At 69.6% G+C, this 22262-nt stretch carries 16 protein-coding genes; 6 read left to right on the forward strand and 10 right to left on the reverse strand.

What is annotated here, in order from left to right; all coding sequences use genetic code 11:
- Positions 1-99 precede the first annotated feature (99 nt).
- A complete protein-coding gene (locus CBM2594_RS04870) occupies positions 100-6078 on the forward strand; it encodes a hybrid sensor histidine kinase/response regulator (RefSeq protein ID WP_116355859.1) in 5979 nt (1992 codons plus the stop codon).
- A gap of 182 nt (positions 6079-6260) precedes the next feature.
- Here CBM2594_RS04870 and CBM2594_RS04875 read toward each other — a convergent pair whose 3' ends face one another.
- The 5 genes from CBM2594_RS04875 to CBM2594_RS04895 form a co-directional block, all read right to left on the reverse strand.
- Positions 6261-7043 (reverse strand): hypothetical protein, encoded by a 783-nt coding sequence (locus CBM2594_RS04875; protein WP_116355860.1) that lies wholly within the window; start codon positions 7041-7043, stop codon positions 6261-6263.
- Between the two features lie 172 nt (positions 7044-7215).
- The gene (locus tag CBM2594_RS04880) at positions 7216-8523 is read right to left on the reverse strand and encodes an MFS transporter (RefSeq protein WP_116355861.1); all 1308 of its coding nucleotides are present in this window, start codon (positions 8521-8523) and stop codon (positions 7216-7218) included.
- Between the two features lie 82 nt (positions 8524-8605).
- Positions 8606-9364, reverse strand: a complete 759-nt coding sequence (locus tag CBM2594_RS04885; RefSeq protein ID WP_116355862.1) for an SDR family oxidoreductase — start codon at positions 9362-9364, stop codon at positions 8606-8608.
- Between the two features lie 149 nt (positions 9365-9513).
- Positions 9514-9756, reverse strand: a complete 243-nt coding sequence (locus tag CBM2594_RS04890; protein ID WP_116355863.1) for a hypothetical protein — start codon at positions 9754-9756, stop codon at positions 9514-9516.
- A complete protein-coding gene (locus tag CBM2594_RS04895) occupies positions 9749-11185 on the reverse strand; it encodes an aldehyde dehydrogenase family protein (RefSeq protein WP_116355864.1) in 1437 nt (478 codons plus the stop codon). The genes CBM2594_RS04890 and CBM2594_RS04895 overlap by 8 nt, the downstream gene beginning before the upstream one ends.
- Before the next feature lie 209 nt (positions 11186-11394).
- Between CBM2594_RS04895 and ppa the strand changes: the two genes are divergently transcribed.
- Both ppa and CBM2594_RS04905 read left to right on the forward strand, forming a co-directional pair.
- Positions 11395-11922 (forward strand): inorganic diphosphatase, encoded by a 528-nt coding sequence (ppa, locus tag CBM2594_RS04900; RefSeq protein WP_035822416.1) that lies wholly within the window; start codon positions 11395-11397, stop codon positions 11920-11922.
- A 124-nt stretch (positions 11923-12046) separates the two neighbouring features.
- The gene (locus CBM2594_RS04905; RefSeq protein ID WP_116355865.1) at positions 12047-12619 is read left to right on the forward strand and encodes a cytochrome b; all 573 of its coding nucleotides are present in this window, start codon (positions 12047-12049) and stop codon (positions 12617-12619) included.
- Positions 12620-12636: 17 nt separating this feature from the next.
- On the opposite strand, the gene CBM2594_RS04910 is transcribed toward CBM2594_RS04905, so the two are convergent.
- A complete protein-coding gene (locus CBM2594_RS04910; protein ID WP_116355866.1) occupies positions 12637-13875 on the reverse strand; it encodes a GNAT family N-acetyltransferase in 1239 nt (412 codons plus the stop codon).
- A gap of 182 nt (positions 13876-14057) precedes the next feature.
- Here CBM2594_RS04910 and CBM2594_RS04915 point away from each other — a divergent pair, with 182 nt between their 5' ends.
- Together CBM2594_RS04915 and glnK are read left to right on the forward strand one after the other, a co-directional pair.
- Positions 14058-16106 (forward strand): NAD(+) synthase, encoded by a 2049-nt coding sequence (locus CBM2594_RS04915; protein WP_116355867.1) that lies wholly within the window; start codon positions 14058-14060, stop codon positions 16104-16106.
- Between the two features lie 245 nt (positions 16107-16351).
- Positions 16352-16690, forward strand: a complete 339-nt coding sequence (gene glnK / locus CBM2594_RS04920; protein WP_006162803.1) for a P-II family nitrogen regulator — start codon at positions 16352-16354, stop codon at positions 16688-16690.
- An 82-nt stretch (positions 16691-16772) separates the two neighbouring features.
- Here the strand turns inward: glnK and CBM2594_RS04925 are convergent, their stop codons facing one another.
- The 3 genes from CBM2594_RS04925 to trxB form a co-directional block, all read right to left on the reverse strand.
- On the reverse strand, positions 16773-17414 hold the full coding sequence (locus tag CBM2594_RS04925; RefSeq protein ID WP_116355868.1) for a trimeric intracellular cation channel family protein: 642 nt from the start codon (positions 17412-17414) through the stop codon (positions 16773-16775).
- A gap of 12 nt (positions 17415-17426) precedes the next feature.
- Positions 17427-18101 (reverse strand): Smr/MutS family protein, encoded by a 675-nt coding sequence (locus CBM2594_RS04930; RefSeq protein WP_116355869.1) that lies wholly within the window; start codon positions 18099-18101, stop codon positions 17427-17429.
- A gap of 116 nt (positions 18102-18217) precedes the next feature.
- A complete protein-coding gene (gene trxB, locus CBM2594_RS04935) occupies positions 18218-19183 on the reverse strand; it encodes a thioredoxin-disulfide reductase (protein WP_116357688.1) in 966 nt (321 codons plus the stop codon).
- Positions 19184-19438: 255 nt separating this feature from the next.
- Between trxB and CBM2594_RS04940 the strand changes: the two genes are divergently transcribed.
- The gene (locus tag CBM2594_RS04940; protein WP_116355870.1) at positions 19439-21778 is read left to right on the forward strand and encodes a DNA translocase FtsK; all 2340 of its coding nucleotides are present in this window, start codon (positions 19439-19441) and stop codon (positions 21776-21778) included.
- Between the two features lie 54 nt (positions 21779-21832).
- Here the strand turns inward: CBM2594_RS04940 and CBM2594_RS04945 are convergent, their stop codons facing one another.
- Positions 21833-22261, reverse strand: a complete 429-nt coding sequence (locus CBM2594_RS04945; protein WP_147310401.1) for a hypothetical protein — start codon at positions 22259-22261, stop codon at positions 21833-21835.
- Between the last annotated feature and the right edge of the window lies 1 nt (position 22262).

Genomic DNA, 22262 nt, shown 5'->3' on the forward strand with positions numbered 1-22262 from the left:
CGCGCACCGCTTCCCCGCGCCTTATGCCAACTCCGCGCCCGCCGCCCGTTGCGGCGGGCGGCCCGCGGCTGCCGTGCCGGCGCCGCACTGGAAGCCGTCATGTCCCTGAATCTTCCCGTCCCGCGCGACGCTGCCGCAGCCGGTGTGCCGGCCGGCGCCTTGCCCGAACCCGAACCCGCACCGTTGCCGGCCGGCGCGCAGCCGTCGCCCGAAGGCGGCGCCGCGCGCGACCTGTCCGGCCTGGCGTGGCTGGCGCCCAGCCTGCGCAGCGCGCTGGAAGAGGCCGCCGCGGAGCTGGGCCACTATGTCGATGAAGTGCGCCAGGCGCCCGAGGCGCTGGGCGCGCGCGACACCACCTCGCTGCGGCTGGCCGGCCAGCACCTGCACCAGGCCGCCGGCGCCGTGCATATCGTCGGGCTGCGCGGCACCGATCCGTATTGCCAGGCACTGCGCCGCCTGCTCGACGCCATCGACGCCGGCGCCGTCGCCGCCGACCCCGAGGCGCTGGCGGTATTCCGCGCCGGCGTGCAGGCACTGGCCGAATACGTCGACGACCTGATGGCCGGCGACGACGAAGCCCCGCTGCGCCTGTTCCAGCCCTATGCGGCCGTGCTGGCCCGATTGGGCGAGGAACGCGTGCATCCCGCCGACCTTTGGCTCGACGAACTGCAGATGCTGCCCGGCATGCTGCTGCCGGCCAAGGGGCCGGCAGCCGTCACGCGCGCGCGCCAGCAGTTCGAATCGGCCCTGCTCAAGGCGCTGCGCCTGCCCGCGCCGTGCGCCGACGCGGCGCTGCTGCGCGAGGCCTGGCTGCCGCTGCACGCGGCGCTGGAGGAACTGCGCGCCAACGAACAGGATGCGCGCCGCGCCGCCGACCATCCCGACCGCGGCGTCTGGCATGTGCTGGGGCTGGTGTGCCGTGCGCTGGCGCTGGGCCTGCTGCCGTCGGACCTGCTGGCCAAGCGCCTGGCCGGCCGCGTCAACCTGTTGCTGCGCCAGTACCAGCAGGGCCATGTGCGGGTGCCGCAGGCGCTGCTGAACGATGCGGTGTTCCTGCTGGTCTGCACCGGGCTGGGCGAGGGTGGCAACGATAGCGCCAACGACAGCGACAACGACGCGGTGTCGCTGCGCGCCGATATCGCGCGCACGCTGGCGGCGTTCCGCCTCGATGGCGCGCATGCGCAGGCCAATGCCGATTTCCGCCGGCGCTACTACGGCTGGCTCGACCCCATCGACACGCGCAACCTGCAGCAGGCCGCGGCCGGGCTGGAACGCGCCGCGGCGGCCGACCAGGCCGCCTGGGAAATCGCGCTGGCCGCGCTGGCCGAGGCGGCGCTGCCGCTGGCGCAGCCGCCGCTGCAGCGTTGCCTGGCGCGGGCCGCGATGCCGGGGCGCGAGCGCGGCGCCGGCGATGCGCTGGGCGCCGCCGGCATCGCGCTGTTCCTGTCGCGCGCGCTGGCGCTGCCGTGGCGCGTGCACGGGCAGTCCGCCCATCCGGCCGCGGCGCGCTTTGCCGCGCAGTGCGACGCGCTCGCCGCCAGCCTGGCCGACCCTGCCGCCGCCGCGCCGGCCTGGCTGGCGCGCATGGTCGACGAGGCGCGCGCGCAGGCGCTGCGCAGCGAAGCCGTGGCGCAACTGCGCGCCCAGCTCGACAGTGGCGAGTCCTGGCTCGACAGCTACGACCGCAATGCGGCGCGCGCCGACGGCGCCGCGCACCTGCGCGACGCGCGCCAGGCCTTCGCCGCGCTGCAGGCAACGCTGGCGCAGCTGCAGGGCTCCTGCGCACTGCCGGCGGCGCTGGCCGGCGAAGCGGCGCAGGCCAGCGCGGCGGTGCAGGGCGTCGCGGCGCGGCTTGCCGATGCGGGCGAGCTCGCCGACGCCGGCGCGCGCGCGGCGCTGCTGCGCACGGTGGCGGCGGAGCTGGGCGCGGTCCACGCGTTCGCCGATGCCGTCGAATTCGGCCGCGTGCGCCGCGCGGACGCATTGCCGGATGCCGCAGACGCGAGCGAAGCGCAGGCGCCGCAGGATCCGCTGGCCGCCGCGCGCGCCGCCGCCGACGAAGCGCTGCGCGCCGGTGCCAGCGCCGATGCGCCGGCAGTGCAGCGGCTGCGTGCCGCGCTGCAGGCGCTGGCCGACCAGGCCGCCATCGACGACGATGCCGCGCTGCGCCGCCTGGCCACCGATGCCGTCACGCAGTGCAACGCCTGGCTTGCCGGCAGCGACGACGCCGGCGCCCGCATGGTGATGGCGCTGGCCGCGATCCCGGCCGAGCCTGCGCCGATGCCGGCCAGCGCAACCACGCCGGCGATGCCCGCCGCCGGCGACCACGCCGCCATCGATGCGGAACTGCTCGACATCTTCCTGAACGAGGCCGACGAGGTGCTGGCCGGCATCGCCGGCGACCTCGGCGCCGGTGTCGAGGCGCTGCGCGATGCCGACACGCTCAGCCGTCTGCGGCGCGCATTCCATACGCTCAAGGGCTCGAGCCGCATGGTCGGCCTGCATCGCTACGGCGAAGCGGCGTGGGCGGTGGAGCAGGTGATGAACCTGTGGCTGGCCGAAGCGCGCGAGCCCGCGCCGGCGCTGCTGGCGCTGCTGCGCCGCGCGCATGCCGAGCTGTCGGCGTGGGTCGCGCGGCTGCACGGCGATGCCGCGGCCTGGCACGACATCGCGCCGCTGGTCGCCGCCGCCGAAGCGCTGCGCGATGCCGGCGCCGCCGCCGACATGGCGCTGGCGCCGGACGTGCCTGAAGTGCCTGAAGTGCCTGGCGACGACGTGCCGAGCGAGGAGCCGGAGGCCGCCGCCACCGCGGACACGGATACCGATACCGATACCGGCGCCGACGCCGACGCCGCCACGCCCGACGACAACGTGATCCCCTTCCGCCTGGCCGGCGGCCTGTCGGACGAGGACGACCATTACAAGGTCATCGGCCCGGTGCGCATCGGCCTGGCGCTGTACAACGTCTACCTGCAGGAGGCCGACGGCCTGCTGCGCCAGTTCGCCACCGATATCTCCGAATGGCGGCACGAGGCCCACCCATGCCCGAGCGAGCTGGCGCTGCGGGTCGCGCACACGCTGCAGGGCAGCGCGTCGACCGTGGGCCTGGAGCCGGTGCGCGAGATTGCCGAGGCGCTGGAAGCGTTGCTGCTGCAGCTGGGCGCGCATCCGGTGGCGATGCATGCGGGCGACTTCCGCCTGCTGGAGCAGGCCGCCGAGCGCATGCGCGGTATGCTGCACCAGTTTGCCGCCGGCATCTGGCCGCAGGCCGATGCCGGGTTGCGCCGCAGCCTGGTCGAGTTCGGCGAGCGCGCACTGCTGCGCCCGCGCGTGGCAGTACCCGTGCCGCAGCCGCCGGCCGAGAGCGATGACGCGATGGCGCAGATGTTCGGCCGCTTGCCGCCCGCGGCACAGGATGCAGCGGCGCTGCCGCCTGCTGCCGATGCTGCTGAAGCTGCCGAAGCCGATGCAGCGCCGCCCGCCACCACGCATGACGCGGTCGTGATCGCGCTGCCGACGGCGCAGCGTGCGCATGAGGCGGCGGCTGCCGACGCCAACGTTGCCAACGTCGCCGACCCGGCCCTGGTGCAGATCTTCCTGGAAGAGGCGCAGGGCTCGCTGCCCGAGCTGGGCAAGCTGTTGCGCGGCTGGGAAGCCGCGCCCGCCGACGCGCGCCATGGCGGGCTGGTGCTGCGCGCGCTGCATACGCTCAAGGGCAGCGCGCGCATGGCCGGCGCGATGGCGCTGGGGCAGGCCGCGCACGAGATGGAAACGCTGCTCGACAGCACGCTGCGCGGGCAGGGGCAGCAGCCGGTTGCGCCCAAGGTGTTCGAGCGGCTCTACGCCTGGTACGACCGCATCCTCGCGCATGCCGAGGCCTTGCAGGCCGGCCGCCTGCTGCCGGCCGACGATCCCGATGTGGTCAACGGCCTGGCCGAACCCCTGCAGGCGGCCGACGCCGCCATGCCGCAGCCTGAAGCCGCTGAAGCGCCCGACGCTTGCGCGGCAGCAGCGCCCGCGTCCGACCCCGATCGCGACCTGCCCGCGGTGCCGGGGCCGGCCGACGTGATGGTGCCGATGCCGCCGGCCGCTGCGCTGGCTCCGCTCGCGCCGCTACCTGCGCTGGCTCCGGCCGAGCCGCAGCGCGCGCTGGTCCGCGTGCAGGCGCGCGCGCTCGACACGCTGATCAACGAGGCCGGCGAAGTCGGCGCCACGCGCGCGCGCCTGGACAGCGAGCTGGAGGCGATGCGCGCCTACCTGGGCGAACTGAACGACAACGTCGCGCGCCTGCGCGGCCAGTTGCGCGAGATCGAGATCCAGGCCGAATCGCAGATGGCGTCGCGCATTGCCGACGCGCAGCACAAGCAGGAATTCGATCCGCTCGAGTTCGACCGCTTCACGCGCTTCCAGGAGCTGACGCGGATGATGGCCGAGTCGGTCAACGACGTGGCCACCGTCGAGCAGAACCTGCAGCGCGGCTTCGACCGCGCCGCCGGCGACCTTGCGGCGCAGGCGCGGCTCACGCGCGGGCTGCAGCGCGGACTGATGCAGGCGCGCATGGTGCAGTTCGACGCGCTGGCCGAGCGCCTGTACCGCGTGGCCCGGCAGGCCGCGGCCGAGACCGGCAAGGAAGTGCGGCTGCTGATCAAGGGCGGCACGGTGGAGATCGACCGCTCGGTGCTGGACCGCATGGCCGGCCCGATCGAGCACCTGATCCGCAACGCGGTGGCGCACGGCATCGAGCCCTCTGCGCAGCGCCGCGCCGCGGGCAAGCCTGCCACCGGCGCGCTGACGCTGGAGGTGCAGCAGGAAGGCAACGAGGTGGTGCTGCATTTCATCGATGACGGCGGCGGGCTCGACCTGGCGCGCATCCGCGCGCGCGCGGTCGAGCGCCGGCTGCTGGCGCCGGACGACGACGCCAGCGAAGCGCGCCTGACCGAGATGATCTTCACCCCCGGCTTCTCCACCGCGCAGGAAGTGTCCGAACTGGCCGGCCGCGGCGTCGGCATGGACGTGGTGCGCGCCGAGACCGTGGCGCTGGGCGGGCGCATCACGCTAACGTCGCAGCCGGGGCAGGGCACCACCTTTACCGTGCACCTGCCGCTGACCACGGCCATCACGCAGGTGCTGGTGTTCGCGCTGGGCGCGCGCCGCTATGCGGTGCCCAGCGGCATGATCGACCAGGTGCAGCAACTGCGCGCGCCGGCGCTGCTGGACGCGTACAACCACGGCCGCCTGGGCGTGGCCGGCGCCGAGGTGCCGTTCTTCTATTTCGGCGCGCTGCTGGAACAGGGCAACGCCGCGACGGCGGGGCGCAAGTACTCGCCGGTGGTGGTGGTGCGCAGCGGCGCCGAGCGCGTCGCCGTGCATGTGGACGACGTGGTCGGCAACCGCGAAGTGGTGGTCAAGCACATCGGCCCGCACCTGGCGCGCCTGGAGGGCATCGCCGGCGCCACCACGCTGGGCGACGGCGAGATCGTGCTGATCTACAACCCGGTGGTGCTGGCGCAGCGCTTCGTGCGCGAGCGCGGCCAGTCACGCCCGCTGGATCCGCCCGCGCTGCCGCAGACGCCGACTCAGCCGGTCGCGCAGATGGGCGCGGTGGCGGAACTGGCGGGCGACGGCAGTGCCGAGCCCGTGCCGGGCCTGGCGCTGCAGCCCACCGTGATGGTGGTCGATGATTCGCTGACCGTGCGCAAGGCCACCCAGCGCCTGCTGGGCCGCGCCGGCTACCACGTGGTGCTGGCGCGCGACGGCGTCGACGCGCTCAAGCAGCTGCAGGACGTGATGCCGGACGCGATGCTGGTGGATATCGAGATGCCGCACATGGACGGCTTCGACCTGACCCGCAACGTGCGCTCCGACGCGCGCACCGCGCACCTGCCGCTGGTGATGATCACCTCGCGCACCGCCGACAAGCATCGCCGCTATGCCGAGGAAATCGGCGTCAACGTGTACCTGGGCAAGCCTTATAACGAGGATGAACTGCTGGGGACGCTGCACCGGCTGCTGGGCGAGCGGGCGGCGGGGACGGCGGGGTCGGTGGGGCAGATGCTGGGGGATACGCCGGCGGGCTGAGGCTTTGCTCCCCTCTCCCGCTTGCGGGAGAGGGGCCGGGTGTGAGGGCCGGGCGGTGGCAATGGCGACGGCCTTCACTTCGTCGACATTCCCGGCCCTCACCCCAACCCTCTCCCGCAAGCGGGAGAGGGAGTACCCAGGCGGTCATGCAAGGCGCGTCACTGTATTACAGTCGAGCAGCGCTACCACCGCATCTGCGCATTCTTGCTATTCGTACTGACCGTCATGGTCTTGGTCCTGCCCTGGTACGTCGCGCGCACGTTGTACGTGCCCGACGGCGCCTTCAGCAGGCAGCGCGGCCCGTCCGCGACAAAGCTGGCGACTTCCTTGCCGCCGCGCATCAGCTTGACGTCGACATCCGACAAGTACTCGCCGCGCGCGCCCTGCGTGAACAGCAGGCTCATGTTGTACTTGCGCGCCTGCGATTGCAGCGCGACCTGCTCGTCCTCGGCGACGCCGCCGCAGATATAGGCGACGGGCCCGGCCTGGCGCTGCACCATCGCGTCACGCGGTGGCGGCGGGGGCGGCACGGTAAGCGGGGGGCTGGGCTGCGCGGGGGCTGCCATGGGCGGCGGGGCGGGCACCGCGGGCGGCGTGCCGGTCGGCGCGGGCATCGGTGAAGCCGTTGGCGGCGGGGCGGCCGTGGCGGGCGCCGCTATGCCGGGTGCTGGCTGGGTGGCGGGAGGCATGGTGGCGGCCGGCGGCACCGTCGTTGCGGGCGGCGTGGTCGCGCCCGGTGTCGGTGCCATGGTGCCTGGTGCGGGTGTCGCGGCCGGCGTTGCCGGCGCGGGATTGGCATCGACTACGGGTGCCTGCGCATGGCTCGCTGCCGGCACCAGGGCCAGCAGCGCGACCACGCCGGCGCTCAGTGCGAGCACCAGGCGCTTTACGCGCGAGCGGCGTGCCAGGCGCGCTTCGACAACCTTCAGCGAACGGGTAGGGGCAAACGGGGGCAGTTGCGGCATCGTGGCCTCCTTGGCAAGCTTGGGAATCCGATGCCCGGAGGACCCCGTCGGGATCACTCCGGGTGTCTCTTTTCCATGCTAGGGCCAGGGAACAGGCGACACTGCCGGGCGCGGTCCTACATCCGCGTCAGCCGACGGCGCATTCGCGCCGGCAAGCGGCGCGCGCGCGACTTCACTTCGGGCCCACCAGCCGCTTCGGCACCGACAGCGTCAGCGCCGCGCCGACCACCAGGCACGCGGCCAGCAGATACATGCCGGAATCCGTGCTGTGGGTCAGGTCCTTGAGCCAGCCCACCGCATACGGGCTGAGAAAGCCGGCGAGGTTGCCCAGCGAGTTGATCAGCGCAATGCCCGCGGCCGCGCCGGTGCCGGCCAGGAACGCCGTGGGCAGGCTCCAGAACAGCGGCAGCGTGGTCAGGATGCCGATCGTCGCCAGCGTCAGCGCCACCATCGCCAGCGTGGTGTCGCCGTGCCATTGCACCGACAGCAGCAGCCCCAGCGCGCCGGCCAGCGCCGGCAGCGCGATATGCCAGCGCCGCTCGCCGCTGCGATCCGCGCTGTAGGCCACCAGCACCATGCCGATCACCGCGCAGCCATAGGGAATGGCGGTCAGCAGCCCGATATCGAGCGCGCCCTTGACGCCGGTCTGCTTGATGATGGTCGGCAGCCAGAAGCTGACGCCGTACAGGCCCATGACGAAGCAGAAATAGATCGCGCTCATCAGCCACACGCGCGGGCTGGACAGCACGGTGCGCACCGGCGGGTCTTCCTTGTGCGCGTTCTCGCTGGCGATATTGCGCTCGAGCAGCGCCTTTTCCTCGGCCGTCAGCCACTTTGCATGGGCGATGCGGTCATCGAGGTAGGCCAGCACCCACAGCCCCACCAGGATCGACGGAATCCCTTCGAGCAGGAACATCCACTGCCAGCCGGCCCAGCCGTTGTGGCCGTCGAAGGACTGCATGATCCAGCCCGACAGCGGCCCGCCGATCACTCCCGACAGCGCGATCGCGGTCATGAAGAAGGTGGTGGTGCGCCCGCGCCGGTTGGCCGGATACCAGTAGGTCAGGTACAGGATGATGCCGGGGAAGAAGCCGGCCTCGGCGATGCCCAGCAGGAAGCGCAGCACGTAGAACATGGTCGGCGTGGTGACGAACATCATCGCCGCCGAGATCGCGCCCCAGGTGATCATGATGCGCGCGATCCAGATGCGCGCGCCCACCTTGTGCAGGATCACGTTGCTCGGCACTTCGAACAGGAAGTAGCCGATGAAGAAGATGCCCGCGCCCAGGCCATAGACGGTCTCGCTGAACTGCAGGTCGTTCAGCATCTGCAGCTTGGCGAAGCCGACGTTGACGCGGTCCAGGTAGGCCACCACGTAGCACAGCAGCAGGAAGGGCACCAGGCGCCAGCTGACCTTGCGGTAGGTGGCGTCTTCGAAGGCGGCGTCGCTGACGCCCGGGTTGACTGCGGTCGTTGTCATGCTGTCTCCTGAGGAAATGGCGTTTCTGTGTGACGCGTTCTTGCAGCTACCGTACGACTGGAAAAGCGGGTGGGAGGCGGTCTCAGACGCAGCGGCCGCCGTCCACTTCGATGCAGGTGCCGGTGATAAAGGCGGCTTCGTCCGACGCCAGGTACAGGCAGGCGTTGGCCACGTCCTGCGGCGTCGACATGCGGCCCATCGGGATGGTGGCGAGGAACTTCGCGCGGTTCTCGGGCGTGTCGGGCATGCCCATGAATTCTTCGAGCAGCGCGGTGGCGCCGATTACCGGATTGACGCAGTTGACGCGGATATTGTCCGGTCCCAGCTCGGCGGCCATGGCCTTGCTGGCGGTGATTACCGCGCCCTTGCTGCCGTTGTACCAGACCAGCCCGGGACGCGGGCGGATGCCGGCGGTGGAGGCGATATTGACGAACACGCCGCCGCCGCGCCGGCGGAAATGCGGGACAAAGGCGCGCGCCGACCAGTAGATGCTCTTGACGTTGACGGCGTAGACGCGGTCGAACTCGTCCTCGGTGACTTCAAGGACGGGCTTGTTGCGATGGGTGGTGCCGGCGTTGTTGACGACGATATGAACGTCGCCGAAGGTGGCCAGCGCGGCCTCGCGCATGGCCTCGGTATCGGCCTCGCGCGAGACATCGGCGCGCACCGCGCGGGCACGCCCGCCGGCGTCGCGGATCGCCGCGGCAACGCGCTCGGCGGCATCCTCGCGCAGGTCGGCCACCACCACGTTGGCGCCTTCGCGCGCAAAGGTGTGGGCAATGCCTTCGCCGAAGCCGGAACCGCCGCCGGTGACGATCGCTACCTTGTTGGTGAGTCTCATGGCTTGTCTCCAGATGTTGTGGTTCTTGGGTATTGCTGCAGCCTTTCAAGATCTGCCGGTTTGCTCCCCTCTCCCGCAAGCGGGCGAGGGGAGCGATCACGACGGGCGTTGGCAAGTTCAGGCGCTATCGATGACGTGCCTGGGTCCCCTCAATGCGAAAACGGCCCCCGTCCCCGCACTGCATTCGCCACCATCATCAGCGCCAGCAAGAACGGCAGCGCCACATACAGGCACCAGTGCACGCGGTCGCCCATCACATCGCCCCACTTGCGCTTGAACACCTGCAGCCGCGGCATGCCGGAAGGGTTGGTGGCGCGCTTGTTCCGCACATGCCATGCCATCCAGAAAAAGAAGATGGCAAAGGCGACCGACAGGAAATTGATGTTACCCATGTTGAATGGCGATAGTTTTCAGTGTGGTGAATCCGTACAGGGCCTCGAAGCCCTTCTCGCGGCCGTAGCCGGACTGGCCGCTGCCGCCGAAGGGCAGTTCGACGCCGCCGCCGGCGCCGTAGTTGTTGATAAAGACCTGGCCCGCGCGCAGCTTGTGCGCCAGGCGCAGCTGGCGCCCGCCGTCGCGGGTCCAGACCCCGGCGACCAGCCCGTAGGGCGTGCCGTTGGCCAGCGCGATGGCCTCGGCCTCGGTGTCGAACGGCATCGCGGCCAGCAGCGGGCCGAACACTTCTTCCTGCGCCAGCCGGTGCGCCGGCGGCACGTCGCGGAACAGCATCGGCACCTGGTAGTAGCCGGCCTCGGGCGCCTCGGCCACGATCTGGCCCTGCGCCATCACCGCCACGCCGGCGTGCTGCGCGTCCGAGACGAAGTCCCACACGCGCTGCTGCTGCTTGCGGCTGATCAGCGGGCCGCACTCCAGGTCCAGCTCGGACGGGCCCACGCGCAGCGACTCGAACACCGACGCCAGCCGGTCGAGCAGCGCGTCATAGACCGGACGCTCAACCAGCAGGCGGCTGCCGGCCGAGCAAGTCTGGCCGGCGTTCTGCACGATGCCGTTGACCACCACCGGCACCACCGCGTCGAGGTCGGCATCGGCAAACACGATCTGCGGCGACTTGCCGCCCAGTTCCAGCGTGACCGGCACGTGGTTCTCGGCGGCCAGCTGCGACACCAGCTTGCCGGTCTGCGGCGAGCCGGTGAACGAGATATGGTGGATGCCCGGGTGGCGCGCCAGCGCGGCGCCGGCTTCATGGCCATAGCCGGTGATGATATTGAGCGCGCCTTCGGGCAGGCCGGCTTCCGCGGCGATCTCCGCCACGCGCAGCAGAGACAGGCACGCATCCTCGGCCGGCTTGACCACGCACGCGTTGCCGGCGGCCAGCGCCGCACCGACGCTGCGCCCGAAGATCTGCAGCGGGTAGTTCCACGGGATGATGTGGCCGGTCACGCCGTGCGGCTCGCGCACGGTCAGCACGGTGTAGCCGGGGTTGTAGGGGATGGTCTGGCCGTGCAGCTTGTCGACCGCGCCGGCGTAGAACTCGAAGTAGCGCGCCACCGCGCGGGCGTCTGCGCGCGCCTGGCGCAGCGGCTTGCCGGTGTCGCGGGCCTCGAGCGCGGCCAGCTCTTCTTCGTGGGCGATCAGCACCACGGCGACGCGGTTGAGCAGGCGCACCCGCTCGGCCGGGGCCATCTGGCCCCAGGCGCCTTCGGCGGCCTGGCGCGCGGCATGGACGGCGACATTGATATCGGTGGCGTTGCCGCGCGCGATCTCGGCGAACGGCTCGCCGTTGGACGGATCGAACACCTTGATGCGCAGGCCGTTGTCGGGCGCGATCAGGCGGTTGGCGACGAAGTGCTGGGCGTGCATGGGTGGCTCCGGGGCAGCAGGGTGCAACAAGAGAGGGCAGGGCAGCGGGGGTGCTGCGCTATTCAGCGACGGCTGAAGAATGCGCCATTATCGCCGACGCCGGCCGGCCTGCAAGGCGCGGCGGCGGGCCCGCGTGTCAGCCTGCGGTCAGGCATGAGCCGCTATAATGCCCGCCATCCAACACTCACCGCAGGCATCTGGAGAACCGCATGAGCTTCAATCTCGTATCCCCGGGCAAGGACATCCCCAACGATTTCAACGTCATCATCGAGATCTCGGCCCAGAGCGATCCGGTGAAGTACGAGGCCGACAAGGAAACCGGCCTGCTGTTCGTCGACCGCTTTATCGGCACCGGCATGCGCTATCCGGCCAACTACGGCTACATCCCGCAGACGCTGTCGGGCGACGGCGACCCGGTCGACGTGCTGGTGCTGTCCCCGTTCCCGATCCTGGCTGGCGCCGTGGTGCGCTGCCGTGCACTCGGCATGTTGAAGATGACCGACGAAGCCGGCGTGGACGCAAAGCTGGTCGCCGTGCCCGTGGACAAGCTGTCGCCGGCCACCGCCTACATGAAGGGCCTGTCGGACGTGCCGCAGAACCAGCTGGACCAGATCAAGCACTTCTTTGAGCACTACAAGGCACTGGAAGCCGGCAAGTGGGTCAAGGTCGAAGGCTGGGCCGGCATCGAGGAAGCCCACAAGGAAATCACCGACGGCGTGGCCAACTACAAGAAGTAAGCGCAACCGCCGCTGACCAAGCCCCGCTCCGGCGGGGTTTTTTGTTGCCGCGCGCTTGATGCACGGCAGTACCCGGGCAAGTGCGTTGCGCTACGCTATGCGGGTGCTGACAACAGGAGTCCCCATGCCTTCCCTCTCCGAACTCCAGGCATCGCCGCAGACTTTTTCGTCATCGTCCCGCTACGACCGGCTCGCGGTGTCGCTCCATTGGATCGTGTTCGTGCTGGTGGCGCTGGCCTATGCCGCGATCGAGCTGAAGGGCAGTTTCGCCAAGGGCACGCCGCCGCGCGCGCTGGCCATGGCGGTGCATGAATGGGCCGGCGCGCTGGTGCTGGTGCTGGCGGTGCCGCGCCTGCTGTGGCGGCTGCTGCGCGGCGCGCCCGCGCCGGAGCCCGGCGCGCGCTGGATGCAGCTGGCCGGCGCGGCCATGCACTGGGTGCTTTACCTGTTTATCCTGGCGCAGCCGCTGCTGGGCCTGCTGGCGATGAATGCCGGCGGCCACCTGCTGGCGCTGCCTTCGCTTGGGATCGAAGTGCCGGCGCTGGTCGCGGCCGACCCGGCGCTGAAGGACACCGTCAAGGAGCTTCACGAAACCCTGGGCACCGCGTTCTACCTGGTTATCGGGCTGCACGCGATGGCGGCGCTGTTCCACCACTACATGCTGGGCGACAACACGCTGCGGCGCATGTGGCGCTGAGCGCCAATGCCGCGGCCTCAGGCGCGTGCGAACGGGTTGCGCTCGTTCAGTTCGTCGAGGTAGGCGTCGATGCCCTGGCGCTCGCGCGCGAGGAAGCGCTCGACGGCGTCGGCGAAGGCCGGGTGCGCCAGCCAGTGGGCCGAGCGCGTCGCCACCGGCAGGAAGCCGCGCGCCATCTTGTGCTCGCCCTGCGCGCCGCCTTCGAAGGTGCCGATGCCGTGCTCGATGCAGAATTCCAGCGGCTGGTAGTACGCGGTCTCGAAATGCAGGCAGGGGTGGTATTCCAGCGCCCCCCAATATCGCCCGTATAGGGTGCTGACCTCGGGCGCATCGTCATAGACCAGCAGCGAACTGGCGATGGGCTGGCCCGCGCGCTCGGCAATCACCAGCAGCAGGTGCTGCGGCATGGCGGCGCCGATGCGGCGGAAGAAGTCCAGGTTCAGGTAGGGCGTGGAATGGTGCTCGCGGTAGGTCTGGCGATAGCAGCGGTTGAAGAACTTCCACGCTTCGTCGTCGATCTCGGCGCCGCGCAGCCGGCGGAAGGTGATGCCGGCCTGCGCCACCTGCCGGCGCTCGGCGCGGATGTTCTTGCGCTTTTTCTGCGACAGCGTGGCGAGGAAGTCTTCGAAGCTGCCGTAGCCGCCGTTGCTCCAGTGGAACTGCACGCCGTGGCGCATCAGCATGCCGGCCTGCTCCATCATGGCGGCCTCCGCCTGGTCCGGAAACAGGATGTGCAGCGACGACATCTGGCTGTCGGCGGCGAGCGCCAGCGCGACCTGCAGCAGCAGCCGGCGCGCATGGGCGTCTTCGGCCAGCAGCCGCGCGCCGCGCACCGGTGTGAACGGGATCGCCGCCAGCCACTTGGGGTAGTACTCGATGCCGTTGCGGGCATAGGCATCGGCCCAGGCCCAGTCGAAGACATACTCGCCGTACGAATGCGCCTTGGCATAGAGCGGCATGGCGGCGGCCAGCCGTTGCGGGCGTCCGGCCGCGGCGGGTGCCCACAAGGTCAGGTAGCGCGGATGCCAGCCGGTGTCAGGGCAGGCGCTGCCGCTGGCGTGCAGCGCGTGCAGGAAGGCATGCTTGAGGAAGGGCGTGGCGTCGGCGTGGCGGGCCACCAGCGCGTCCCAGGCGGCGGCGTCGATCTGGCCCAGGTCGGAGACGATCTCGGTACGGTATTCGGGGGCGGCATCCGCCTGGTTGCGCGTTTGCCGCGCCGGCTGCCCGTGGCCGGGCACGCATGATTCAGACTGCATTGCACGAGTTCCCTCTGTGGACCGGTCGAGTCTACCGGAAACACTGCGTCAGGGCCGGCGTCGTAAAATGGAGCATCCTGGTCAATAGTGCTTTCCCAGGCATCCACGGATGCACCGGGCGACCCGCACGCTTGCGGCTGGTCCAACGACCACCGCATGACTCCCAACACCAAGGCGCCGATATGAAGAACCTGTTTTTCAACCTCTATTCGCACGGCTTTGCGCGCGTCGCGGTGGGCGTGCCGGTCTGCCGGGTAGCCGACCCGGCCTTCAACGCCAACGAGACCATCGCGCTGGCCACGCAGGCGGCGCAGCGCGGCGCGGTGCTGGTCGCGTTCCCGGAGCTGGGGCTGTCGGCCTACACCTGCGACGACCTGTTCCACCAGCGCGCGCTGCTGGATGCCTGTCAGGCGGCGCTGGCCACCATCGTCGAGGCCTCGCGCAAGCTGCCGGCGGCGTTGATCGTGGGCATGCCGCTGCGGGTCGAGCACCAGTTGTTCAACTGCGCGGTGGTGGTGGCGCGCGGGCGCATCCAGGGGGTGGTGCCCAAGACCTACCTGCCCAACTACTGGGAGTTCTACGAGGCGCGCCAGTTCAGCTCCGCCGACAACGCCGCGGTCACGTCGATCGAGCTGCTGGGCCAGGACGTGCCGTTCGGCGCCGGCCTGCTGTTCGACCTCGACGACATCCCCGACTTCCGCTTCCACGCCGAGATCTGCGAAGACGTCTGGGTGCCGGTCCCGCCGTCGTCGTTCGCGGCGCTGGCCGGGGCCACGGTGCTGGTCAACCTGTCGGCATCGAATATCGTGGTCGGCAAGTCGGGCTACCGGCACCAGCTGGTGTCGCAGCAGTCGGCGCGCTGCCTGGCGGCCTACCTGTACACCTCGGCCGGCAAGGGCGAGTCGTCGACCGACCTGGCCTGGGACGGCCAGGCGCTGATCTGCGAGAACGGCGAGCTGCTGGCCGAGTCCGGGCGCTTTGCCGACACCTCGCACCTGCTGTTCGCCGATATCGACGTCGAGCGGCTGTCGCGCGAGCGCATGCACCAGGTCACCTTCGGCCACTCGGTGCGCCGGCACAAGGCCGAGGTCGAGCAGTTCCGCGTGGTCCGCTTCGCGCTCGACCTGACGCTGGAAAAGTCGCTGCCGCTGGAGCGCAACGTGGCGCGCTTCCCGTACGTGCCGGCCGATCCGCGCCAGCGCGACGAACGCTGCATGGAGGTCTACAACATCCAGGTGCAGGCGCTGGTGCAGCGGCTGTCGGCAAGCAGGATCAGCAAGGTGGTGATCGGCGTCTCGGGCGGGCTTGATTCGACCCACGCGCTGCTGGTCTGCGCCAAGGCGATGGACCGGCTGGGCCTGCCGCGCGCCAATATCCTGGCGTACACCATGCCGGGCTTCGCCACCAGCGGCCGCACGCTGCAGCAGGCACGCCAGCTGATGCAGGTGGTCGGCTGCAGCGCGACCGAGATCGATATCCGGCCGTCGTGCCTGGCGATGCTGAAGGACCTGGGCCACCCCTATGCCGCCGGCGAGAAGGTCTACGACGTGACCTTCGAGAACGTGCAGGCGGGCGAGCGCACCAACCACCTGTTCCGGCTGGCCAACTACAACAATGCCATCGTGATCGGCACCGGCGACCTGAGCGAGCTGGCGCTGGGCTGGTGCACCTATGGCGTGGGCGACCATATGTCGCACTACAACGTCAATGCCAGCGTGCCCAAGACGCTGATCTCGCACCTGGTGCGCTGGGTGGCCGAGACCGGGCAGGTGGGCGAGGGCGGCTCGGACGTGCTGCTGGCGGTGCTCGATACCGATATCAGCCCCGAACTGATCCCCGGCGACAGCAACCACGGCCCCGAGCAGAAGACCGAAAGCACCATCGGCCCGTACGAACTGCAGGACTTCAACCTCTACTACACGCTGCGCTTCGGCTTTACCCCGTCGAAGATCGCCTTCCTGGCGCAGCATGCCTGGGGCGACCGCGAGCTCGGCATCTGGCCCAACGGCCCGCACGTGGTGCGCAACCAGTACGGCCTGCCCGACATCAAGCGCAACCTGGCGATCTTCCTGGACCGCTTCTTCCGCACCAGCCAGTTCAAGCGCTCGTGCGTGCCGAATGCGCCCAAGGTGGGGTCGGGCGGCTCGCTGTCGCCGCGCGGCGACTGGCGCGCGCCCAGCGACTCGGAATCGGTGGTGTGGCTGGCGGACCTGGAGAAGGTGCCGGACTGAGCGCCGGACCGGTGGATGTCGCCCTGGAGTGCCGGCTTGTGCACAGGTTCTCCAGTGGCTACCCACAGGGTTATCCACAGGCGCGGACGGCGCCCAACGCGCGCCAGCCCACGCAGCGGCCGCGCCGGCTGTGGCGCTGGCGGAAATGCAAGCGTCCAAGGGCTGTTAAAATGCCCTCCGGAGAGCGCCGCGTCCGCGGCGAAGCGCCGCCAGGCGCGTGAACAAACGATAAACAGGGGCCAGTCATGAAGCAGATTACCGCCATCATCAAACCGTTCAAGCTCGACGAGGTGCGCGAAGCCCTGGCAGACGTCGGCGTGACCGGGCTGACGGTGACCGAAGTCAAAGGATTTGGCCGCCAGAAAGGGCATACCGAGCTGTACCGCGGCGCCGAGTACGTGGTCGACTTCCTGCCCAAGATCAAGATTGAAGTGGTGGTGGCCGAGAACCAGCTCGATACCGTGCTGGATGCCATCGTCAAGGCCGCCCACACCGGCAAGATCGGCGACGGCAAGATCTTCGTCACCGAAATCGAGCGCGTGATCCGCATCCGCACCGGCGAACAGGACGAAGCCGCGGTCTGAACCATCGGCCGGGATCGGCCAGCGCAGCGACAAGCCGCCTTGCAGGGCGGCTTTTTCATGGGCGAGCGCCGCAGGCGCCCGCTCAGCTGGGCAGCTTCCAGCCGTAGCGCACCGACGCCAGGCGCATGGCGATAATCGCCAGCGCGCCGGTCAGCAGCGCCGCCTCCTGACGGACCTCGAGCCAGGTCAGGCCGATATAGATCCAGCAGCCGATAAACGAGCAGGTGGCGTAGGGCGAGCGGTCGCGCAGGATCATCGGCACTTCATTGCACAGCACGTCGCGCACCACGCCGCCGAACACCGCCGAGATAATGCCCATCATCACCGCCACGGTGGGGGTCATCTGCGCCACCAGCGCCAGCGAGGCGCCGGTGACGGAGAACAACCCCAGGCCGATGGCATCGGCGAAGATCATGGCCCGGTCCGAGGCCACCCGGCTGACCACGCGCAGCACGAACGACGCGCCGAACGACATCACGAAGATCAGCAGCACATAGCCTTCATGGTCGACCCAGTAGAACGGGCGCCGGTCGAGCAGCACGTCGCGCACGGTGCCGCCGCCGAAGGCGGTGGCAAAGGCCACCACGAAGGTGCCGACCACGTCCAGGCGCTGCTTGCGCGCGTCGACCACCCCCGAGACCGCGAAGGCGAGCACGCCGATCACCTCCATGATGTGGAGGATCAGGGGCAGACGCCCCATCAGCAATTCGAGCGGAAGGTGCATCCGGGCGCGGCGTCAGGCGCGCGGCTGGCGCAGCAGCACCATCAGCGCGCCGGCGCCGCCTTCGGCCTCGCGCGCCTGCACGAAGGCCAGCACCTCCTCCTTCTGCACCAGCCAGCTGCGCACCTTGCCCTTGAGCACCGGCAGCTTGTCGGGCGAGCCCAGGCCCTTGCCGTGGATCACGCGCACGCAGCGCACGCCGTTGCGCACCGAGCGGCGCAGGAACTCGGCCAGCACCTCGCGCGCCTCGTCGCTGCGCAGGCCGTGCAGGTCGACCTTGTCCTGCGGCACCCATTCGCCTCGGCGCAGCTTGCGCACCACGTCCATGCCGATGCCGGGGCGGCGGAACGACAGCGTCTCGTCGGTCTCCAGCAGGCTTTCGACATCGAACTCGTCGGACAGCGACGCCTGCAGCACCGCCTGGTCGTTGCGCTGTGACTGCACCGGCACCGGTGCGGGCTTGCTGGGGGGATGGTGGGCGCGGTTGCGGTCGCGCAGCTGGCTGACCTGACCCACGCTGGTGCGGAACACATCGGCTTCGGCGCGGGCACGCGCGGCCGCCTGCTCGGCGGCGAGGCGTTCGGCTTCGCGGCGCTCGGTGTCGGCCTTGAGGGTGTCGCGCAGCCTGGCAAGGTCGTTCAGGCCGAGGCGTTGGGGCGGTCGGTCGGGTTTGCGGGCGCCGTGCGTCATTGAAAAAATCTCCAAAGGCTCGGCGCCGATTATATCGACTGGCGGGGCCGCGGGCGGGCGGCGCCCGTGTGACGCGCCGGCGGGCGCTGACGGCGCCCTGCCGGCGCAAGGGCAGCTTACTTCAGGGCTTCGACAAAGCGCTGGGCATCCAGCGCGGCCATGCAGCCGGTGCCGGCGCTGGTGATGGCCTGGCGGTAGACATGGTCCTGCACGTCGCCCGCGGCGAACACGCCCGGCACGCTGGTGGCGGTGGCATCGCCCTGCAGGCCCGACTTGGTCACCAGGTAGCCGTTCTCCATCGCCAGCTGGCCGGTGAAGAGATCGGTGTTGGGCTTGTGGCCGATGGCGATGAACACGCCGGCCAGCTTCAGGTCTTCGGTCTGGCCGGTCTTGGTGCCGCGCACGCGGATGCCGGTCACGCCGGATTCATCGCCCAGCACTTCGTCCAGCACGCTGTCGTAGCGGATCACCACGCGGCCTTCCTTTTCACGCTGCAGCAGGCGGTCGACCAGGATGGGCTCGGCGCGGAAGCTGTCGCGGCGGTGGATCACGGTGACCTTGCTGGCGATATGCGACAGGTACAGCGCTTCTTCCACGGCGGTATTGCCGCCGCCGACCACGGCCACTTCCTGGTTCTTGTAGAAAAAGCCGTCGCAGGTGGCGCAGGCCGACACGCCGCGGCCCATGAACGCTTCTTCGGACGGCAGGCCCAGGTACTGGGCCGAGGCGCCGGTGGCGATGATCAGAGCGTCGCAGGTGTACTCGCCGGCGTCGCCGATCAGCGTGAAGGGGCGGGCCGGCTGGCCGTGCTCGTCGACCAGCTTGGCGGTATGGATATGATCGAAGATGATTTCGGTCTTGAATTCCTCGGCATGCGCCAGCAGGCGCTGCATCAGCTCGGGGCCCTGCACGCCCTTGGCATCGCCCGGCCAGTTCTCGACGTCGGTGGTGGTCATCAGCTGGCCGCCCTGTGCCAGGCCGGTGATCAGCACCGGTTCCAGGTTGGCGCGGGCCGCGTAGACCGCGGCGGTGTAGCCGGCGGGACCGGAACCGAGAATCAGCACTTTTGCGTGTTTTGCCATGATGCGTTCCTGTGGCCGGTGCGGGATGGTGCCCACCGGCATTGCTCGAAAGCGACATTATAAGAGGAGCCGCATTTGCTCACTGTTGCAAATTCCAATGGGTGCGATAGTCTCGGGCCACGTTAAAATGGCCGCCACGATGCCTGTCAGTCACCCGGCGAGCTAGCGCTGGCCGACGCCGGCATCGGTCCGGAATCCATCCCAACCGATCCGGAAACCATCTGGAATCCCCTAACACGCGAGTTTCAACCAGGCATGGCCCGAGCTACCACGACCACCCGCACCGACCCCTCAGCCTTGCCATCCCGCATCGGCAGACTGCTGGGCGAGGTCCGCTGGTTCCTGCTGCTGGCCGTCACGCTCGGTTTCCTGTGCGTGCTGGCCAGCTACAGCAAGACCGATCCGGGCTGGTCCCATGCCAACCAGGTGGCCGATATCCATAACCTGGGCGGCCGCGTCGGCGCCTGGGTGGCGGATGTGCTGTTTTTCATCTTCGGCTTTTCCGCCTACTGGCTCGCGGTGCTGCTGGTGCGCCGCTGCTGGCGCGGCTGGCGCACGCTGACCGCCGAGCTGCCGGAGCGCACCGACCACGGCCTGCACCGCCAGGGCGTCACCGTCAGCTGGATCGGCTTCGCGCTGACGCTGTTCTCCAGCATGGGCCTGGAGGCGATCCGCATGTACCCGCTGCGCGCCGCGCTGCCGCGCGCCCCCGGCGGGGTGCTGGGCGACCTGCTCGGCGGCTGGCTGCAGGTGGCGCTGGGCTTTACCGGCGCGACCCTGCTGCTGTTGCTGCTGCTGGCGATCGGGCTGTCGCTGTTCTTCCATTTCTCGTGGCTGTCCGTGGCCGAGCAGATCGGAGGCTTTGTCGAGACCCTGTTCCTGGGCTTCAAGGCCCGCCGCGAAAGCAAGCAGGACCGCATCATCGGCGAGGCCGCCAAGACCGAGCGCAAGGAAACCGTCGAGGTGCAGCGCGTGCGCATCGAGGAAGCCGCGCCGGTGCAGATCGTGCGCCCGCAGGCGGTGCCCAAGCACGAGCGCGTCGAGCGCGAGAAGCAGCAGCCGCTGTTCGCCGATATCCAGGACTCGGACCTGCCGCCGCTGTCGCTGCTGGACCCGATCCCGCCGCACCAGGAAACCGTCAGCGCCGAGACGCTGGAGTTCACCTCGCGCCTGATCGAGAAAAAACTCAAGGACTTCGGCGTCGAGGTCAAGGTGGTGGCGGCCTACCCGGGCCCGGTCATCACGCGGTATGAGATCGAGCCGGCCACCGGGGTCAAGGGCAGCCAGGTGGTGAACCTGGCGCGCGACCTGGCGCGCTCGCTGTCGCTGGTGTCGATCCGCGTGGTCGAGACCATCCCGGGCAAGAACTACATGGGGCTGGAGCTGCCCAACCCCAAGCGCCAGACCGTGCGGCTGTCGGAAATCCTGGGCTCGCAGGTCTACAACGAGAGTGCGTCCAGCCTGACCATGGCGCTGGGCAAGGACATTGCCGGCAAGCCGATGGTGGCCGACCTGGCGCGCATGCCGCACTGCATGGTGGCCGGCACCACCGGCTCGGGCAAGTCGGTCGGCATCAACGCGATGATCCTGTCGCTGCTGTACAAGGCCAAGGCCGAAAGCGTGCGCCTGATCCTGATCGACCCGAAGATGCTGGAAATGAGCGTCTACGAGGGCATCCCGCACCTGCTGTGCCCGGTGGTGACGGACATGCGCCAGGCCGGCAACGCGCTGAACTGGGCCGTCGGCGAGATGGAGCGCCGCTACAAGCTGATGAGCAAGCTGGGCGTGCGCAACCTGGCCGGCTACAACAAGAAGATCGACGAGGCCGCGGCCCGCGAAGAGAAGATCCCGAACCCGTTCAGCCTGACCCCGGACGCGCCCGAGCCGCTGGACCGGCTGCCCACCATCGTCATCGTCATCGACGAGCTGGCCGACCTGATGATGGTGGTCGGCAAGAAGGTGGAGGAACTGATCGCCCGCATCGCGCAGAAGGCGCGCGCCGCCGGCCTGCACCTGGTGCTGGCCACGCAGCGCCCGTCGGTGGACGTGATCACCGGGCTGATCAAGGCCAACGTGCCGACGCGTATCGCGTTCCAGGTCAGCAGCAAGATCGATTCGCGCACCATCCTCGACCAGCAGGGCGCCGAAACGCTGCTGGGCATGGGCGACATGCTCTACCTGGCGCCGGGCACCGGCCTGCCGGTGCGCGTGCACGGCGCCTTTGTCTCGGACGAGGAAGTCCACCGCGTGGTGGAGAAGCTCAAGGAATCGGGTGCGGCCAACTATATCGAGGGCATCCTCGAAGGCGGCCTGACCGATGACGCCGGCGGCGGCGATGGCTTTGGCGGCGGCGCCGGTATCGGTGGTGGTGGCGGCGAAGCCGATCCGCTCTACGACCAGGCTGTCGAAGTGGTGCTGAAGAACCGGCGTGCTTCGATTTCGCTGGTGCAGCGGCATCTGCGCATCGGTTATAACCGGGCCGCGCGGCTGCTGGAAGATATGGAGAAGGCAGGGCTGGTGTCGGCGATGTCGGGCAACGGCAACCGCGACATCCTGGCGCAGGGCGGCGGTGCGGCCGCGCGTGACGATGACTGAGCCTGACAGCGCTCATCCCAGCCGGCGTGAGTTTGTGCCCGGCTGGTATTTGAGCTAGCGGCGCCTGAGCAGCTGGTCGAGCTTCGTGTTGATGGTTTCGAATTGCTTGTCGACACGCACTTCCAGGCGCTCGATGCGCGTATCGAGCGCATCGAAGCGATCGGTGATGCGGCGGTCCATTTCGGCCATCCGGCTGGCGAGCGGCGCGGTGGCCTTGTCGACCTTGTCTTGGGTGGCGTCATTCAGCCATGTCATCACCGAAAAGACAAAGGCGACGCCCGCCAGGATGCCCGTGCCGACCATGGCGGGACCAAGGGGCCGGGTAGCGGCAGTCTTTCCCTGTCGGGCTTCGAGTTCGATCCTGACCCTGCGCGCCGCGATCGTTTCGATTTCGTTGCGGTCAATACGCTTGGAGCCGCGCCGGAACGGCTGGCGGCCCTCGGTGCGCTCGTCGTGAAAAGTGTTGGATGCGGTCGTGGTCATA

Origin of the sequence: Cupriavidus taiwanensis (assembly GCF_900249755.1) — a bacterium.
Classification (GTDB): Bacteria; Pseudomonadota; Gammaproteobacteria; order Burkholderiales; family Burkholderiaceae; genus Cupriavidus; species Cupriavidus taiwanensis_D.

What these genes read in the sequence shown, in the direction of transcription:
- CBM2594_RS04870 (WP_116355859.1), top strand. Translation starts at nt 100, where the DNA reads ATGTCCCTGAATCTTCCCGTCCCGCGCGACGCTGCCGCAGCCGGTGTG.
- CBM2594_RS04875 (WP_116355860.1), bottom strand. Translation starts at nt 7,043, where the DNA reads ATGCCGCAACTGCCCCCGTTTGCCCCTACCCGTTCGCTGAAGGTTGTC.
- CBM2594_RS04880 (WP_116355861.1), bottom strand. Translation starts at nt 8,523, where the DNA reads ATGACAACGACCGCAGTCAACCCGGGCGTCAGCGACGCCGCCTTCGAA.
- CBM2594_RS04885 (WP_116355862.1), bottom strand. Translation starts at nt 9,364, where the DNA reads ATGAGACTCACCAACAAGGTAGCGATCGTCACCGGCGGCGGTTCCGGC.
- CBM2594_RS04890 (WP_116355863.1), bottom strand. Translation starts at nt 9,756, where the DNA reads ATGGGTAACATCAATTTCCTGTCGGTCGCCTTTGCCATCTTCTTTTTC.
- CBM2594_RS04895 (WP_116355864.1), bottom strand. Translation starts at nt 11,185, where the DNA reads ATGCACGCCCAGCACTTCGTCGCCAACCGCCTGATCGCGCCCGACAAC.
- ppa (WP_035822416.1), top strand. Translation starts at nt 11,395, where the DNA reads ATGAGCTTCAATCTCGTATCCCCGGGCAAGGACATCCCCAACGATTTC.
- CBM2594_RS04905 (WP_116355865.1), top strand. Translation starts at nt 12,047, where the DNA reads ATGCCTTCCCTCTCCGAACTCCAGGCATCGCCGCAGACTTTTTCGTCA.
- CBM2594_RS04910 (WP_116355866.1), bottom strand. Translation starts at nt 13,875, where the DNA reads ATGCAGTCTGAATCATGCGTGCCCGGCCACGGGCAGCCGGCGCGGCAA.
- CBM2594_RS04915 (WP_116355867.1), top strand. Translation starts at nt 14,058, where the DNA reads ATGAAGAACCTGTTTTTCAACCTCTATTCGCACGGCTTTGCGCGCGTC.
- glnK (WP_006162803.1), top strand. Translation starts at nt 16,352, where the DNA reads ATGAAGCAGATTACCGCCATCATCAAACCGTTCAAGCTCGACGAGGTG.
- CBM2594_RS04925 (WP_116355868.1), bottom strand. Translation starts at nt 17,414, where the DNA reads ATGCACCTTCCGCTCGAATTGCTGATGGGGCGTCTGCCCCTGATCCTC.
- CBM2594_RS04930 (WP_116355869.1), bottom strand. Translation starts at nt 18,101, where the DNA reads ATGACGCACGGCGCCCGCAAACCCGACCGACCGCCCCAACGCCTCGGC.
- trxB (WP_116357688.1), bottom strand. Translation starts at nt 19,183, where the DNA reads ATGGCAAAACACGCAAAAGTGCTGATTCTCGGTTCCGGTCCCGCCGGC.
- CBM2594_RS04940 (WP_116355870.1), top strand. Translation starts at nt 19,439, where the DNA reads ATGGCCCGAGCTACCACGACCACCCGCACCGACCCCTCAGCCTTGCCA.
- CBM2594_RS04945 (WP_147310401.1), bottom strand. Translation starts at nt 22,261, where the DNA reads ATGACCACGACCGCATCCAACACTTTTCACGACGAGCGCACCGAGGGC.